We start from the raw sequence: 15,723 nt of genomic DNA, 5'->3' as shown, positions 1-15,723 counted from the left end.
ATGCCGGAGCCGGAGCTGGAGCCGATGCTGGAGCTGGAGCTGGAGCTGGAGCCGATGCTGGAGCTGGAGCTGGAGCTGGAGCTGGAGCCGGAGCTGGAGCCGGAGCTGGAGCTGGAGCCGGAGCCGGAGCCGGAGCCGAAGCTGAAGCCGGAGCAAGGCCGACACCGGCGCACTGCGACCGCCCCGCCCCGCCTACCGTCACAGCCCCGTGAACGCAACGTGACGTGATCGATCAGCCGGTACTAGTGACATACCGCGCGGTATGCGCGCAGAATCTCCGCAACCCTTACTACCGCGTAGGCAATGTCGCCCCGGGAGGACGCCGTGCTGAGCACCATGCAGGACGTACCGCTGCTGATCTCGAGGATCCTGACCCACGGGTCGACGATCCACGGAACATCACAGGTCACCACCTGGACCGGTGAGGCCGAGCCACACCGCCGTTCCTTCGCCGAGGTCGGCGGCCGTACGGCCCAGCTTGCGCACGCCCTGCGCGAGGACCTGGGCGTGGCCGGCGACGAACGGGTCGCGACCCTGATGTGGAACAACGCCGAGCACGTCGAGGCCTACTTCGCGATCCCCTCCATGGGCGCGATCCTGCACACCCTCAACCTGCGCCTCCCGGCCGAACAGCTGGCCTGGATCGTCAACCACGCGGCCGACCGGGTCGTCATCGCCAATGGTTCGCTCCTCCCCCTGCTGGTGCCGCTGCTGCCGCACCTCAAGACGGTGGAGCACGTGGTGGTGTCGGGGCCGGGTGACCGTTCGGGCCTCGCGGCCGCCGACGTGCAGGTGCACGAGTACGAGGAACTGATCGCCGGCAAGCCGACCACGTACGACTGGCCGGAGCTGGACGAGCGGCAGGCCGCCGCCATGTGCTACACCTCCGGCACCACGGGCGACCCGAAGGGCGTCGTCTACTCGCACCGTTCGATCTACCTGCACTCCATGCAGGTCAACATGACCCAGTCGATGGGCCTGACGGACCAGGACACCTCGCTCGTGGTGGTGCCCCAGTTCCACGTCAACGCCTGGGGACTGCCGCACGCCACCTTCATGACCGGCGTCAACATGCTGATGCCGGACCGCTTCCTCCAGCCCGCGCCCCTCGCCGAGATGATCGAGCGCGAGAGGCCGACCCACGCGGCCGCCGTGCCCACCATCTGGCAGGGCCTGCTCGCCGAGCTCACCGCGAACCCCCGGGACGTCTCCACCCTCGGCCAGGTCACCATCGGCGGCTCGGCCTGTCCGCCCTCGCTGATGGAGGCGTTCGACAGCCTGGGCATGCGGGTCTGCCACGCCTGGGGCATGACGGAGACCTCCCCGCTCGGCACGATCGCCCGGCCGCCGGCGCACGCGGTGGGGACGGCGGAGGAGTTCGCGTACCGCCTCACCCAGGGCCGTTTCCCGACGAGCGTCGAGGCCCGGCTCACCGGCCCCGGCGGCGAGCGCATCCCGTGGGACGGCGAGTCGGCGGGCGAGCTGGAGGTGCGCGGCCCCTGGATCGCGGGCGCCTACTACAACGGCCCCGACGCCGACCCGCTGCGCCCCGCCGACAAGTTCAGCGAGGACGGCTGGCTGAAGACCGGCGACGTCGGCACCATCTCCGCCGACGGGTTCCTCACCCTCACCGACCGCGCCAAGGACGTCATCAAGTCCGGCGGCGAGTGGATCTCCTCCGTCGACCTGGAGAACGCGCTGATGTCCCACCCGGACGTCGCCGAGGCGGCCGTGGTCGCCGTCCCCGACGAGAAGTGGGGCGAGCGTCCGCTGGCCACGGTGGTCCTCAAGGAGGGCGCCAGCGCCGACTTCGAGACCCTGCGCGCCTTCCTCGCCGAAGAGGGCAAGATCGCGAAGTGGCAGCTGCCGGAGCGGTGGACGGTCATCCCGGCGGTGCCGAAGACGAGCGTCGGCAAGTTCGACAAGAAGGTGCTGCGCAGGCAGTACGCCGAGGGAGGCCTGGACGTCACCCAGCTCTGACGGGGCGTCCTCGCGGGGAACTGTTGTGGGGCGGGCGGCTGCGGGTGATCCGTGGTCGTCCGCCCCACGCGGCGGTAGCCGCACATCGAGACAGTCCAGGGCGCCCCTTTCGGGGCGCTTCACCGGTCCTTAGTTGGTCCCGATCCGCGACAGCAGGTCCACGATCCGGGACTGCACCTCGCCGCTGGTGGACCGTTCGGCGAGGAACAGGACCGTCTCGCCGGAGGCCAGCCGCGGCAGGTCGGCCTGGTCGACGGCGGCGGTGTAGACGACGAGCGGGGTGCGGTTGAGCTGCCCGTTCGCGCGCAGCCAGTCGACGATCCCGGCCCGGCGCCGATGCACCTGCAGCAGGTCCATCACGACCAGGTTCGGCCGGAAGTCACCAGCCAGCGCCACCGCGTCGGCATCACTCGCGGCCCGCGCCACCTGCATCCCGCGCCGCTCCAACGTCGCGGTCAGCGCCAGCGCGATCTCCGCGTGCTCCTCGATCAGCAGCACCCGCGGCGGGTGCTGCTCACTGTCCCGCGGCGCCAGCGCCTTGAGCAGTACGGCGGGGTCGGCGCCGTAAGCCGCCTCCCGCGAGGCCTGCCCGAGCCCCGCGGTCACCATCACCGGCACCTCGGCCGCGACGGCGGCCTGCCGCAGCGACTGCAGCGCGGTCCGCGTGATCGGTCCCGTCAGCGGGTCGACGAACAGCGCGGCGGGGAACGCCGCGATCTGCGCGTCGACCTCCTCGCGCGAATGCACGATGACCGGCCGGTAGCCACGGTCGCTCAGCGCCTGCTGGGTCGTCACATCCGGCGCGGGCCACACGAGCAGCCGCCGCGGGTTGTCGAGCGGCTCCGGCGGAAGTTCGTCGTCCATCGGCTGCGGCCGCGGAGTGTCGGCGACCTCGATGGCCCCGCCCGGGCCGTCCAGCGGCTCGGGCCCCTCGGCGGCGTTCTCGTCCGGCGCGCCTATGGCGTACGACCGTCCGGCCGCCTCGGCCGTCGGCGCCGGCCGCGACTGCCCGGCCGGCGACGGCTGGGACTGGGGTTGCCCGCCGAGCGACTGCTGCGGCTGTGCGGGCACCGGCTGCTCGGTCGGCGGATGCGGCCGCGCCGACTGCTCCGGCGAAGCGCCGGGCCGCGCGGCGGGGTCGGGCGGCGTACCCAGCTTGCGGCGCCGGCCGCCGTTGGTCTGATGCGGGGGAGGCGTGGCCGTCGACGGCGCGGGCGGCGCCGGCTGCTGCACCTGCGCAGCCTGCCGTGTGAACGGCACCCCCTGCCCCAACGTCCGCACACTGATCGCCCGGCCCTGCGTCGAGTTCGGGTCGACGGGGGCGGCCGGGGCACCCGGAGCGGCGGCTTCCGCGGGCAGCGGCTGGGCAGCCCGCTCCGCCTGACCGGCCACGGTCGCCCCCTCCGGAGGCAGCGGGGTGCCTGGAGCCGGGGTGCCCGGCGCGGGCTGGGACTGCGTGGCCCGGGGGCCGTTCGGCTTCGGCGGTACGGGGGCACCGGGCGCGGCCTGCGGGGGTACGGGCGTGCCGGCAGCGACGTTCGCCGGTACGGCGGTTCCGGCGTCCGGGGTGTCATCGGCGGCGGGCCACGGTTGCGCGGCCGGGGTGCCTTGAGCCGGGGTGCCCTGCTCGGGGGCTGCCTGACCGGGGGCCGCCTCGGCGGGGAGGGGCAGGCTCGGGGCAGCGGGGTTCGGCGCGGTGACCTGGGCGGGCTGATCCGCAGCCGGCTGGCCCACGGCCCGTCGGCGACGCCCGGTCGGCGCGCTGGTCGGATGCGGCTGCGGCGGGGTGTGGTCGGCGGCCTGATCGTGCGGCACGGCATCGTGCCGGCCCTCGTCGACGAGAACGTCCCCAGGAGCGCCCTGCCCGGCAGTCGGCACCTGCGTGGGCGCCGGAACCTGCCCGGGAACCTGAGCCTGTGCGGGAACCTGAGCCTGTGCGGGAACCTGAGCCTGTGCGGGAGCGGGGATCGCCCCCGGCGCCACAGGCGCCACAGGCGCCCCCGGCGCCCCAGCCACACCCGGCGTCACAGCCGCGGCCGGAGAAGGAGCCACAACCGGCTCACCGCCGCCCTGCCCCTCCCCCCTGCCCGCAGCAGTCCGGTCCGCCGCGGCGGGCGGCAGCGCGAACACCGGACGGGGCCCAGCCTCCTGCGCCTGCGCGGCACCCCGCTCGGCGGCCGTGGCCAGGGCACGTCGACGTCGTCCGGACGGCTGAGGAGCATCGCCCGAGCCGGCCGTACCGGACCCGGAAGCCGAAGCGGAGGAACCGGCCGCGGGCAGGGCGGGCGGCAGAGCGTGCTGCTCCCCGCCGTCCCGCCGGGCGCGCCGTCCGCCGGGCGCGGGCACCCCCTGCGGAGGCACGGTCCCGCCCAGGCCGTTCCCGGTGGCCGCGGCGCCCGCCGCATGCTCGGCGGCCGTGACGACGGCACCCTCGGAGACGCCGTCCCCGCCGTCCTCGGCAGGCCGTCCGCGCCGCCGGCCGGTACCGCCGGAAGCCTCGCCGCCGGCGTCCGACGCACCCTGGGGCAGCTCCGGAGCGGCACCTGCCGCGCGCCTGCGCCGCCGCCCGGTGGGCGCAGAGCCCTCCGCGTCAGTGGAATCGGCATCGGCGCCGGGCGTGTCGCTCTCCAGGAAGGCGTCCACGGAGGACCGCCGGGCCCGCCGCCGCCCGCCGCCACCGGACCCCTGCTCGGCACCGGCAGCCGCAGCGGCGCCCTCGGTCCCGTCGGCGGCCTCAGGCGCGACATCGTCCAGGGGGGCGGCCGGAACGGCTCCCGCCCCACCCCCGATGGGCACTTCGAGGACGTACGCACTGCCGCTCATCCCCGGCACCTCGTGCGTCTGGAGCACCCCGCCATGGGCCCGCACGATCCCGCGCACGATCGGCTCGTGCACCGGGTCTCCCCCGGCATACGGCCCGCGCACCTCGATCCGTACGACCTCACCGCGCTGTGCCGCGGCGACGACGACGGTGTTGTCCATGTAACCGCCCGCCGACACGGGCGAGTTGCCGGTCGCGTCGACCCCCGCGACATCGGCGACGAGATGCGCGAGCGCGGTGGCGAGGCGCTGCGGGTCGACCTCGGCCTCGATGGGCGGCGCGTGCACGGCGAACTGCACCCGCCCCGGCCCGATGAGCTCCACGGCGCCGTCGACACCCGCGGCGACGACGGCGTCGAGCATCACCTTCGTACGGGAGACCTGGTCGGTCCCCGAGTCGAGCTGCTGATAGCCGAGGACGTTGTCGATGAGAGTCGTGATCCGGGAGTAGCCGGCCGACAGGTGATGGAGCACCTGGTTGGCCTCGGGCCACAGCTGCCCGGCGTCGTCGGCGGCGAGCGCGGCCAGTTCACGGCGGAGTTCGTCGAGCGGGCCCCGGAGCGAGCCCGCCAGCAGCGTCAGCAACTGCTCATGCCGCGCCGCCAGCGCCTCGTACCGGTCCTTCTCCCGCTCCCCGAGCGCGGCATACCGCTCCTCGCCCGCGGCGAGCTCCTCGGCGTGCAGCTCCCGGAGCTCCTCCACCTCGCTCACATGCTTCTGCCGCAGGGCGGTCAGCTCGGAGGCGTGTTCCTCGGCGAGCCGCTCCAGCTCCTCGGCGTGCCGCTCCTCGGCGGTGGTCTTCTCCTCGGCGAGGGCGTCGTAGGGCCGACGGTCGGCGAAGGTCATCACGGCGCCGACGAGCTGGTCGCCGTCGCGCACGGGGGCGGTCGTCAGGTCGACGGACACCTCGTCCCCGCCCTTGGACCACAGCACCTGCCCACGCACCCGGTGCTTGCGCCCCGAGCGCAGGGTGTCGGCGAGCGCGGACTCCTCGTACGGGAAGGGCGACCCGTCGGCACGGGAGTGCAGGACGAGCGTGTGCAGCTCGCGTCCACCGAGGTCGCTGGCCCGGTAACCCAGTATCTGAGCGGCGGCCGGGTTGACGAGCACGATCCGCCCGTCGGTGTCGGTGCCCACGACACCTTCCGAGGCGGCCCGCAGGATCATCTCGGTCTGCCGCTGCGAACGCGCCAGCTCGGCCTCGGTGTCGACGGTGCCGGTCAGATCGCGTACGACGAGCATGAGCAGCTCGTCACCGCCGTAGCCGTATCCGTCGTAGGCCTGTTGCCCGTTCTCGAGATTCGCTGACGTGACCTCGACCGGGAACTCGCTGCCGTCGGTCCGCCGGGCCATCATCCGGGTCGGCTTGGTCCGGCCCTGCGGGTCCATGTGGTCGGGCCGTCGCATGGACCCCGGGATCAGCTTGGAGTCGAACTGCGGCAGCAGATCGAGCAGCCCTCGCCCCACCAGAGCCGTCCCCGGCGCCTCGAAGGCCTCGAGGGCGATGGTGTTGGCGTTGACGACGGTCCCATTGGCGTTGACCAGCACCAACGCATCGGGAAGCGCGTCGAGTATGGCTGCGAGGCGAGCAGCGCCTCGGGATGGCCTGCTGCTCACGAGACGCTTCCTCCCTGTTACCGCACCTTGCCGACCGCTCGGGCCATCTTGCCAACCGGCCCGCGACGTGTCACGCGAGGGAGTCTAAAGGCTGGGGTTGCGCTCGCGACGCCGGATGAGAGGGAGGTCGCACGACGAAGTGACCCAGAACGTATGACCGCCTGTGCCGACGTCCTGCCAGCGTCCTTCGGGCTTCGCGAGACCTTCGCGGGACTTTTACGGGGCCGATGCTTCCCCCATGGAAAGCCTGTGCGACGGCGTACCGGACCCCCTGCTTCCCTGACGCGGGGCGGCGCGGTGCTGTCGTGCGGCTACGGCCGTCCCTGTCGGCGCAGGTCGGGGAGGAGCGGCACGAGCCGGTCCCAGCGGTCGATCTCGCACCCGTTGCTGCGGTCGTACCGCGCGTCGACGGGACGCCCGGCCCAGGTCCCGGTGACATGCGCGGTGGCCGGCCCGCCGTACTGCATGGTGCAGAAGCCGTCCCGCGTCGCCGGGGTGAAGGTGTCCTTGCCCCACCTGCTGCCGCGATCGAGCGCCGCGCATGCGCCGGTGGCGTCAGGGTGGTCGCCGCCTGCCGGGTGGCAGGACAGCTCGTAGGTCCCGTCGGCGCCACCGCCGGCGTTGCGGACGGTGACGGTGAGGTGGTCGCCGGAGCGACCGGGGTCCTTCAGGGACGGGGGCGCCAGGGGGACCGGCGCGGCCAGGGCGTGCGCGGCGGCGGGCATGACGGAGGCGGAGCCGACGGCGGCGAGGGAGCCGGCGGCGACGAAGAGCAGCCGGCGAAGGCGCCGGGCCGGGGCAAAACGGTTGACCTGCAACATGACCTGACTAACGCCGCACCCCCGCGTACGTTGCGGCCCCGCCCCGCCCCGCCCCGCCCCGCCCCGCCCGGCGCTCCGCGAAGCACGCCGGGAAGAGCTTTGCCCTGTGGCCCACCCGCCTAGTACCGTGGAGGTCGATTGGTGACAGCACGCTCGACTGTGTCATCATCTGCACGCACCACTCGCGCTCGCGCGGGCGGCTGTGCTGGAGGCGTCGCCTAGTCCGGTCTATGGCGCCGCACTGCTAATGCGGTTTGGGCCTTAAAGCCCATCGAGGGTTCAAATCCCTCCGCCTCCGCGCTAGATCACGAAGCCCCGGTCCCAGGACCGGGGCTTCAGTGTTTCGCAGCACTGTCGAGATCCGGCCCCATCAGGCCGTTTCCGCAGGTCACAAGGGGTACGGCAAACGGATTTCACATGGCGGCGGCAGTCATGTAATGTTCTTCCTGTCGCCGCGAGCGGGCCGGAAGGGCCGGGAGCGGCGGGAACGCAGAACAACAAGCACTCGTAGCTTAACGGATAGAGCATCTGACTACGGATCAGAAGGTTGCAGGTTCGAATCCTGCCGAGTGCACAGCATGTCTAAGGCCCTGTGGAGTGATCCACAGGGCCTTTGCCTTATGCCTTGACGGCAGTGTTTGACGGCAACCGCCTTCGAGGGTCGATCAGACGGTTACCGAGACACCAGCCGGGCCGTCGTCATCGTCCGATCCGTTGCCGTCACCCCTCAATGCGTCGCCGACGCGGTCGAAGGCGGAGCGCTGCGAGACGAGCCGTACGAAGGTGCAGATGTCCATGGTCACCGGATCGAGCTGTGGCCGAGCACTTCCATGATCATGCGGGCGTCGGCGCCCTGTTCGTGGAGGAGCGACGCGCAGGTGTGCCGCAGGGCGTGGAAGTGGACCTTGCGGACGCCGGCGCGGGCGGACAGCGCCTCGAAGGAGCGGTTCAGGTTGCGCGGCTCGATGAGGGTCCCGTTCTTGGTGGTGAGGATAAGGACCTGCCCCGTTCCCTTCCAGTTGTGACTGGCTCCCTTAATGTCGGCGAGCTGCTGGGCACGCAGCGCCGTCACGCACTCGGACGGCAGGGCGACACGACGAGCTGAGCGCTGAGTCTTGGGCGCGACGATCAGGAGTTCGCCGCCGACTCGCTGGAGCGCCTGCCGGACGGCTCGGTGCCACATAGCGGCGCATCGCCGGTTACCCAAACCGGCGACCACTCCGAGCACCAGGACCAGGCCGACACCACCGGGCGAGACCATGCCGTCCAACTGCCCATCGCTCCAACCCACATGACCCACAGAGCCGCAGCCCAAGCCTAGTTGACTCGCCGGACCGACACCGCCCAGGCCGGATTGATGTACGCCCATGAGGCATGGATGAAGCGTGGCGGAGGTGGTACGGGGTTGCTGGAAGCACACGTGACGGGTGATCAGTAGGCTGCCCCGCCACCGTGGCTGACTTTCGGTGGCTCAGGTCAGAACAGGGCTTCCATCGGCCCAACGGTGGTCCTCCCTAGCTAGGCGCGGCCTTTTCGTCGTGGTGGATCTCGCTGTAGGAGAGGCGGGTGCGGTCGTCGACGGCGGAGTGGATGTAGTCGAAGCCCACCCGGCTGCGGGTGGCCCGGCCGGCCTGGCGGCCCAGGACCTGGTGGCCGCCGCCGTCGGGGATCCGGCCCAGTTTTTTGACGTCGATGTGGACCAGTTCGCCGGGCCGGGCGCGTTCGTAGCGGAGGATGACCTGTCCGGTGGGGCGGTCCATGAACGCCAGCCGGTTCAGGCCGTGCCGGGCCAGGATGCGGTACACGGTCGAGGGGGCAGGCCCAGGATCGGGCCGAGGCGGGCGGGCCGAGCTTGCGGTCCTGGTGCAAGCGGCACACCTGGGCCTCCACCGCTGCCGCGGTGCGATGCGGGGTCGTCACCGGCCGGCTGGAGCGGTCGTGCAGTCCCTGATCGCCTTCCGCCCGCCAGCGGCGGACCCATTTGTGGGGCGTGACGCGTGACATGCCCATCTCGGCCGCGACATGCGCAACCGGGCGGCCCGCGCGGACACGTTTCGACGAGCAGCCGCCTGTCGTGCACGGTCGGCCGGGCACCTAGAGCGTGGCGTGGTTCAGTCCCACCACAGGGACCACATCGTCGAACGGACCATGCCGTCGCCGGCGGCCCGAGCGTCCTCCACGGTGTCGTCGCAGTAGCCCATCAATTCCGTGGCGGCCTGTGCAGCGGACCGGGGATCCAAGGGCGGTCTGTCGACGACGAGTTCCAGGTGTGAGCCCATGGCGAAGAAGAGCTCGGCCCCCCACTGCTCATGCCAGCGTCTGAGCAGCGCCGCATCGTCGGCCGGAGTGAGGTAGTAGGCGCCGTTGCCCGTCGCGATGAGACCGGGCAGCATGACGGGCACCTCGTAGCCTCCTCGCGCCGGAACGAAGTGGAGCCACCGCTGACCCCCTCCAAACCAGGCGTTCGGATCTTCGGGGGCGCAGCGTGACGTCCCTGGCAGCGGCTCAGCGATCGCAGGACTCAACCGCGGTGCGAGGCGATCTGGGTCATAGTCGTCAAGCCATTCCTCGAGCTCCCCTTCCTCCAGATAGGCGGGGTCCGTAGTCCATAGAAAGCTCGACACCACGATGGATGCCGTGCGCGCATCGTGGTCCTGGCACACGACCTCGGCCACCAAATTCTCCAGAACCGCAGCGTCCACGCCTTCGTAGAGAGGGCCGCCACTGGTCAGACCCTCCGGTGACATCCGGCTGACGTAGGGCCACCAGCCGGTCTCACCGTGCTTCCCGCGCCACTCGTCCCATACGTCACGCACCCTGTCCGGCGCCACAGGCACGCTCACCACCTCAACGCCCGCAGTTGTGGTGGACCGCGTCGGCGGCGTCTGGGGAAAGACCACCCGAAGAGCGGAAAACAGCTCGTCCGAGGTAAGGCGCGGCTGGTGGAGGAACGTGTTCATGATGCCTGGACCCTACGGTCCGCTCACTCATCACGCACCGGATAAAGAGACCCGTTCTACTAGGCACTGCGCGGCCGGCGCCCTGAAGCCCTCTTCGCCGTCTTCTTTGCTGCCGCCTTCTTGGCGGGCTGTTTCTTCGCTGGTGTCTTCTTGGCCGTGGCCTTCTTCTTCGGCAGCTCGTGCACGTCGGCGGTGCCTTCGCCGCGGGAGGCTTTCGCCTTGGCCACGGACTCGTTGAGGGCGGCCATCAGGTCGAACACCTTGCCGCCGGTGTCCTCATCCTGCGGCGCCTGGGGCAGGGGCCTGTGCTCGCGTTTCGCCTCGATGATCTGCGCGAGCGCGTCGGTGTAGGTGTCCTGGAACTCTGGGCCTTCGAGGTCGTCGCGGGTCATGTTGTCCATGAGTGCGAGCGCGCCGTCGATCTCCTCGTCGGTCAGTTCCACGGCGGGTGGCAGCAGCTCGGCAGGGTTGCGTATTTCGTCCGGCCAGCGCATCGCGTGCAGCACGATCGCATCGCCGCGCACCCGCAACAGGCCGAGCCGCTCGCGTCCCGACCAGGCGTACTTGGCGACGGCTACTCGTGATGAGCGCTCCAGGGCCTGCTTCAGCAGCTTGTACGGCTTGGCCGCGACATCGCCCTTGGGCTGGAGGTAGTAGCCGTCGGCGATCCGGATCGGGTCGATGGACTCCAGCGGCACGAACGCCTGGATCTCGATCGCCTTCGCCGTCGGCCGCGGCAGGTTGCTCAGGTCCTCGTCGGTGACGGCGACGACCTGGTCCCGGGCGTACTCGTAGCCCTTGCCGATCTCCGACTGGTTGACCTCGCGGTCCTCCAGCTCGCACACCTTGCGCACCCGCACTCGGCCCATGTCCTCCAGGTGCCACTGGTCGAACTGGATGCTGTGGTTCTCGGTGGCGCTGACGACGTTGGTATGAGGGACCTCCGCGACTACCCCGAGCACCACCAGACTACGAAGGCCACCGCAGCCACGCACTCGCTTGCCCTGAGGCGGGAGTCTCACGGGTGACGTCCTGGCCGTGAAGCCGGTAGTGGCCGGTCTCGGATGCCGAGGCGCTCTGCGGAGGCTCACGTGGAAAGCTGGGTATACGGCTTGTTCCACGGGACGAGTGCACGGAGGACAAGGTGGACTGGGGACGGTTCGCGCAGCAGATGGCGTCGATGGCACGGGACCTTCTGGCGCAGGATTCGGTGGATGCCACGCTGGAGCGGATCACCGCTTCGGCCACCGAGCTGGTCGAGGGCTGCGACGAGGCCGGCATCCTCGTCCTGCACGACAGCAAGGTGGAGACGCTCGCTCCCACCCACCAGCTGGTCGTCGAAAGCGACCTGCTGCAACAGCGTCTCGGCGAAGGGCCGTGCTTCGATGCCGCCCACAGTTCGCAAGGAGAGCGGGTCTTCCGCATCTCCGACCTCACCGCCGAACACCAGCGATGGCCCGCCTACGCCCCGCAGGCACACGAGCTCGGTGTGGGCAGCATGATGGGCTTCCTGCTGTACACCGACGAGCAGGACTTCGGCGCACTGAACCTGTACTCCCACAAACCCGGCGCCTTCACGGACGACAGCGAGGTGGCCGGCTGGCTGCTGGCCTCACACGCGGCGGTCGCCTTCTCAGCCGCCCGCACACACGCCCAGATGGAACAAGCCGTCACCACCCGCCACATCATCGGCGAGGCGATGGGCATCCTCATGGGCGCCCACAACCTCAGCGAGGAGCGGGCCTTCGACGTGCTGCGCCGCTACTCCCAGGAGAAGAACATCAAACTCCGTGAAGTAGCCCGCCAGATCTGCGAGCGGGGCGGCCTCACGTAGAGGGCTTACGAAGACTTGGGCGGACCCTGCCCTTCTCACTTGAGCCCGTACGCGGCCGCCTGGAGCCTCCGCGCGGCGCCGATATGGGGCGCGCGGCCGAGCCGGGTTCGCGAACGGATGACCCTGGGGCTTCATCTCTAGGCCAGCCGTTGAGTCGAGCAGCGGTTCACTCGCTGGTCGGCTGGGCGAACTGTTCCCCCGCAACGATCTTAGGCCTGGGCATGTAGCCGTCCACGTTCTCCACCGAGAGGACCAATGCGAAGGACGTGGATGCGTCGAACCGCCGGGTGAGTTTTCTGGCGTAGTCAGGAGAGAAGACAGCAGGTGCAGCCAAGGTCGCCAGGTAGTCGCAACCTGCCATCATGATCAATCTACTGCGCGGCTCGAAGGGATTCCACGCAAAGATCACTAAGGCGTGATCCTGCTCGACTTCTACACGCGAGCCCCGCGTCTTGCCGAACGAGGCACCGCCTTCGCGGGCCACGATCCGGTAGCCACCGTCGACGATCCGAAATTCGTACGGTGCATCCAGTCTGTCCGCAAATATCTTCCATGCTTCGTTCATTGCGGGCCCACCGATGACAACTACGTTGTCCTCTGCGTGTGCAGCCATGCTGAATGCAGACGATCTCACAGTTCCAATCGAATGGATCTTGAGCTCGCGGGCAAGGCTGAGGCGGATGTTCATGGCTGCCAGCGCATCCGACTCCCAGAGCGCTTTCCGCTCACCGTCGCTGCCGACTACAGCAGTCACAGGCGTGTGACTGCTGATCCGCCACAGGCGGGCGACTGGACGGCTGTTCCGGTAGTAGGAGAAGAGATTGCGGGCCAGCCATCCGATCAGGAAAGCCATGAGTGAGGCGACTAGGTTGATCGCAAGATCAAGTGACACGACCCGCTCTTCCCCCCGCTCAGCCTGCGAGACCTCAACCAAATGGCGCCAGCTCAGTGCGTGGCAGCAAGCATGACCGACAAGCACTGAGCTGAGAAGACCGCAAGCATGTGGGCAGGTGCCGGGGCGACTTGCTCTGTAACGACGCGGGATGTGGTTTCAGGGCAGGGCGCCCGCCCTCACGGTCTCAACGGGGACGTACGAGTGCGCCAGTGTGCCCACCGTCATCGTCGCCCGAACTGCTTTCGGTCGGCCACGTCCACAGCGCGCGCGCTGAGGGTGAGGTCGACCACCGTAAGCCGTCGGACGCAGGCCGAAAGGCTCAGCCTTCGGCCGGTCCGCTGGAGGGTGTTGCCGGACGGGTCACTGACGGAGTGGACGCAGGCCCGTGCGGATGTCGTCGATGAAGTAGTCGGGCTGCTCCCACGCGGCGAAGTGCCCTCCCTTGGGGAGCTTGTTGTAGTGGATCAGGTTCGGGTAGGCCTTCTCGGCCCAGCTCTTGGGGGGCCTGTACATCTCGGTGGGGAAGACGCTGACGGCGACGGGGAGTTTGACTCCCTTGGCGCCGAAGAACGAGATCCCGGCCTGAGCGTTCTCCCAGTACAGGCGAGCTGCGGAGACCGCCGACTTCGTCAGCCAGAACAGCGTGATGTTGTCGAGGACATCGTCGGGCGTAAGCCCTTCGGGTTCTCCGGCGACGGAGCGGGAGATCATCTCCAGGCTCTGCCAGTCGTGGTCGAGCATGAACGAGGCAAGGCCGACGGGCGAGTCGACCAGAGCGGCCAGCGTCTGTGGGGCCGTACCCATCTGGAACGCGTAGGGCACGTCCGCGTAGGCGGACCTGAGTTGCTCGACGGCCTCGTTCTCCTCCGCGCTGAGAGAGACGTCGGCCGGCAGCGGGTCACCGCCCTCGACGGCGGCCATGACCGGGGGCGGAACGGCGTTGGCCATGTTGGTGTGGAAGCCGATCAGTCCTTCAGGCTCCTGGAGCCCCATCTGTTCGGTGACGATTGCGCCCCAGTCGCCACCGGACGCAACGTAGCGGGTGTACCCGAGACGGTTCATGAGCTCGCCCCATGCCTTCGCCATCCGCTTGGGATTCCAGCCGCTTTCCGCGGGCTTGCCCGAGAAGCCGTAGCCGGGCATCGACGGCACCACCAGGTGGAACGCGTCGGCAGCACTTCCGCCGTGGACCGTCGGGTCGACGAGCGGCTCGATGATCTTCAGTTGCTCGATGACCGAACCGGGCCAGCCGTGCGTCACGAGCAGCGGCAGGGCATCCTCGTGCTTCGACCTGAGGTGGATGAAGTGAATGTCGAGCCCGTCGATTTCGGTCACGAAGTGAGGCAGTGCCTTCAGCTTGGCTTCGACCTTGCGCCAGTCGTACTCCTCGGCCCAGTAGCGGGCGAGCTTCTTGAGCGTCTTTTGTGGTGTGCCCTGTGACTGGTCCCCGACGGTCTCCGGCTCGGACCAGCGTGTCGCGCCGATCCGAGCCCGGAGGTCATCGAGTTCCGCATCGGGGAACTCGAACGTGAACGGGCGGACGGTCGTGGGCGTGTCGGTTGTTGCGGGCATCTCTCTCTCCGAAGGAGCAGACCCCCCTCAAGGGCCGGGGCTACTGTGCTCCCGCCGCATGCGAACCGCCCGGGGCCGACGAGAAGAGCGCTCGCAACTTCTCGCGCTCGGAGGGCTGTTGACGTATGCGGATCACGTGGGGATCCGTATCGACCAGAGCGGCGTGAGAGCTCAAGCCCCAAGGGGAAAACGTAACATTCCAGACAAATATGGGTCAAACGGTCAGCGTGCTTGGATCATGCAGCTCTCAGCTTGGCGGGTTGAGTGTTCCTCTCAGCTGAGGATCTCTGGGAGCCGCTCCTCACGCTCTTCTGTACGGAGCGTGGCGACCCCGCCCCGTACAGGAGTTGCCCCCAGTCGCGATGCGCCAGATGGGCGGTGAGAGGAGATGCGCCCAATCGACCGGAGGGAACGATCACGAAAACGGTCGACATAGGTGCGGCATTTCGGGACCCCGGTTCAGGGAGCGTTGGTGCGGTCGTCGCCGAACTCTGTTCAGACGCGGGGCAGGTGGCGGCTCACGAGGGCCTGCAGTCGCTCCGCGTCCTGCGGGGAGTGCAGGCCTCGCTTGGGCAGTACTTCCACGAGCAGGATGTTCGGGTCTCGGCTGAGCAGCACCACGTGGTCGCGGGTCTCGCGGTAGCCGCGGAAGACCGACCAGCGCTGTACGAGCGTCACGTGTTCGGTCTCGGTCGCGATCCCCGTCACGCTCACGGATGTGCGGTACTCGCCCTGCCAGGAGACCGTGCGCAACGCGTGGTGGGCCTGAAGGTGGGGGATCGACCAGATCAGGGCGGCGCAGACGACCGCGGTCACGACCGACTGCACGGAGGTGTCCGCGGCCACCGCCAGCACGGCGCCGACCCCGAACAACCCCGTGAAGCCCCACCTGACCAGGTGGAGGCGCCGACGCCGCTCACGCACGCGGACGCCCGCGAGGAGGTCGGCGCGCGTCGGCCGGTAGGCCAGCTCGACCGTGTCCTGTATGCCGTCCCGCCCCATGTCCACGACCATGAACCGGGATCGTACTGCCCGTACGGCCGCCGGGGTCCAGTCACGTCGGCCGACGCCGGATCAGGCGCTCGGCGCGGCCTCCCGGCTGTGCGCGGCGCTGCGTGATTGGTCCCCCGGTGTGACGTCTGGCCGGGGCATTGCGCTGGAGGAGTGCGGCCTGTCGATCATGACAGTGGCAGTGACGAGCACAGCGCCTGACCGCTGTGCTCG

At 69.7% G+C, this 15,723-nt stretch carries 12 protein-coding genes, 2 tRNA genes and 1 pseudogene; 5 read left to right on the top strand and 10 right to left on the bottom strand.

The window, feature by feature from the left end; genetic code table 11:
- Positions 1–228: a hypothetical protein gene (locus ACWGDB_RS05320; RefSeq protein ID WP_453821183.1), complete on the top strand. Its 228-nt coding sequence runs from the start codon at positions 1–3 to the stop codon at positions 226–228.
- 75 nt (positions 229–303) lie between these two features.
- Positions 304–1,980 (top strand): long-chain fatty acid--CoA ligase, encoded by a 1,677-nt coding sequence (locus ACWGDB_RS05315; RefSeq protein ID WP_453821182.1) that lies wholly within the window; start codon positions 304–306, stop codon positions 1,978–1,980.
- 129 nt (positions 1,981–2,109) lie between these two features.
- Here ACWGDB_RS05315 and ACWGDB_RS05310 read toward each other — a convergent pair whose 3' ends face one another.
- The gene (locus ACWGDB_RS05310; protein WP_453821181.1) at positions 2,110–6,417 is read right to left on the bottom strand and encodes a PAS domain-containing protein; all 4,308 of its coding nucleotides are present in this window, start codon (positions 6,415–6,417) and stop codon (positions 2,110–2,112) included.
- A gap of 311 nt (positions 6,418–6,728) precedes the next feature.
- A complete protein-coding gene (locus ACWGDB_RS05305; RefSeq protein WP_453821180.1) occupies positions 6,729–7,238 on the bottom strand; it encodes an SSI family serine proteinase inhibitor in 510 nt (169 codons plus the stop codon).
- A 207-nt stretch (positions 7,239–7,445) separates the two neighbouring features.
- Between ACWGDB_RS05305 and ACWGDB_RS05300 the strand changes: the two genes are divergently transcribed.
- Both ACWGDB_RS05300 and ACWGDB_RS05295 read left to right on the top strand, forming a co-directional pair.
- Positions 7,446–7,536 (top strand) — tRNA-Ser (locus tag ACWGDB_RS05300).
- Between the two features lie 203 nt (positions 7,537–7,739).
- Positions 7,740–7,812 (top strand) — tRNA-Arg (locus ACWGDB_RS05295).
- A gap of 91 nt (positions 7,813–7,903) precedes the next feature.
- Here the strand turns inward: ACWGDB_RS05295 and ACWGDB_RS05290 are convergent.
- The 5 genes and pseudogenes from ACWGDB_RS05290 to ku all read right to left on the bottom strand — a co-directional run bounded on the left by ACWGDB_RS05290 (position 7,904) and on the right by ku (position 11,163).
- The gene (locus ACWGDB_RS05290) at positions 7,904–8,035 is read right to left on the bottom strand and encodes a hypothetical protein (protein WP_453821179.1); all 132 of its coding nucleotides are present in this window, start codon (positions 8,033–8,035) and stop codon (positions 7,904–7,906) included.
- Between the two features lie 2 nt (positions 8,036–8,037).
- The gene (locus ACWGDB_RS05285) at positions 8,038–8,529 is read right to left on the bottom strand and encodes a site-specific integrase (RefSeq protein ID WP_453821178.1); all 492 of its coding nucleotides are present in this window, start codon (positions 8,527–8,529) and stop codon (positions 8,038–8,040) included.
- A gap of 238 nt (positions 8,530–8,767) precedes the next feature.
- A pseudogene (locus tag ACWGDB_RS05280) lies at positions 8,768–9,318 on the bottom strand (helix-turn-helix domain-containing protein); the annotation flags it as partial.
- A 31-nt stretch (positions 9,319–9,349) separates the two neighbouring features.
- Positions 9,350–10,198 (bottom strand): DUF4253 domain-containing protein, encoded by an 849-nt coding sequence (locus tag ACWGDB_RS05275; protein WP_453821177.1) that lies wholly within the window; start codon positions 10,196–10,198, stop codon positions 9,350–9,352.
- Between the two features lie 59 nt (positions 10,199–10,257).
- A complete protein-coding gene (gene ku, locus ACWGDB_RS05270; protein ID WP_453821176.1) occupies positions 10,258–11,163 on the bottom strand; it encodes a non-homologous end joining protein Ku in 906 nt (301 codons plus the stop codon).
- A gap of 179 nt (positions 11,164–11,342) precedes the next feature.
- On the opposite strand from ku, the gene ACWGDB_RS05265 reads away from it, so the two are divergent.
- Entirely contained in the window at positions 11,343–12,032 is a 690-nt protein-coding gene (locus ACWGDB_RS05265) for a GAF and ANTAR domain-containing protein (protein WP_453821175.1), read from the top strand.
- Between the two features lie 166 nt (positions 12,033–12,198).
- On the opposite strand, the gene ACWGDB_RS05260 is transcribed toward ACWGDB_RS05265, so the two are convergent.
- From ACWGDB_RS05260 to ACWGDB_RS05250, 3 genes are all read right to left on the bottom strand, one after another.
- On the bottom strand, positions 12,199–12,924 hold the full coding sequence (locus ACWGDB_RS05260) for a hypothetical protein (protein ID WP_453821174.1): 726 nt from the start codon (positions 12,922–12,924) through the stop codon (positions 12,199–12,201).
- Between the two features lie 363 nt (positions 12,925–13,287).
- Positions 13,288–14,499 carry an epoxide hydrolase family protein gene (locus tag ACWGDB_RS05255; protein WP_453821173.1) on the bottom strand — a complete coding sequence of 404 codons (1,212 nt, stop codon included), beginning with the start codon at positions 14,497–14,499 and terminating at the stop codon, positions 13,288–13,290.
- Positions 14,500–14,994: 495 nt separating this feature from the next.
- Positions 14,995–15,513, bottom strand: a complete 519-nt coding sequence (locus ACWGDB_RS05250) for a YcxB family protein (RefSeq protein ID WP_453821172.1) — start codon at positions 15,511–15,513, stop codon at positions 14,995–14,997.
- Positions 15,514–15,723 lie beyond the last annotated feature (210 nt).

The organism is Streptomyces sp. NPDC055013, from assembly GCF_053608645.1.
The sequence above is the reverse complement of the archived record's forward strand: the minus strand, read 5'-3'. Positions and strand labels throughout refer to the sequence as shown.

Excerpts from the sequence above, each read along its gene's own strand:
- ACWGDB_RS05255 (WP_453821173.1), bottom strand. The coding sequence starts at position 14,499 with ATGCCCGCAACAACCGACACGCCCACGACCGTCCGCCCGTTCACGTTC.
- ACWGDB_RS05290 (WP_453821179.1), bottom strand. The coding sequence starts at position 8,035 with ATGGACATCTGCACCTTCGTACGGCTCGTCTCGCAGCGCTCCGCCTTC.
- ACWGDB_RS05275 (WP_453821177.1), bottom strand. The coding sequence starts at position 10,198 with ATGAACACGTTCCTCCACCAGCCGCGCCTTACCTCGGACGAGCTGTTT.
- ACWGDB_RS05250 (WP_453821172.1), bottom strand. The coding sequence starts at position 15,513 with ATGGTCGTGGACATGGGGCGGGACGGCATACAGGACACGGTCGAGCTG.
- ACWGDB_RS05320 (WP_453821183.1), top strand. The coding sequence starts at position 1 with ATGCCGGAGCCGGAGCTGGAGCCGATGCTGGAGCTGGAGCTGGAGCTG.
- ACWGDB_RS05305 (WP_453821180.1), bottom strand. The coding sequence starts at position 7,238 with ATGTTGCAGGTCAACCGTTTTGCCCCGGCCCGGCGCCTTCGCCGGCTG.
- ACWGDB_RS05315 (WP_453821182.1), top strand. The coding sequence starts at position 304 with ATGTCGCCCCGGGAGGACGCCGTGCTGAGCACCATGCAGGACGTACCG.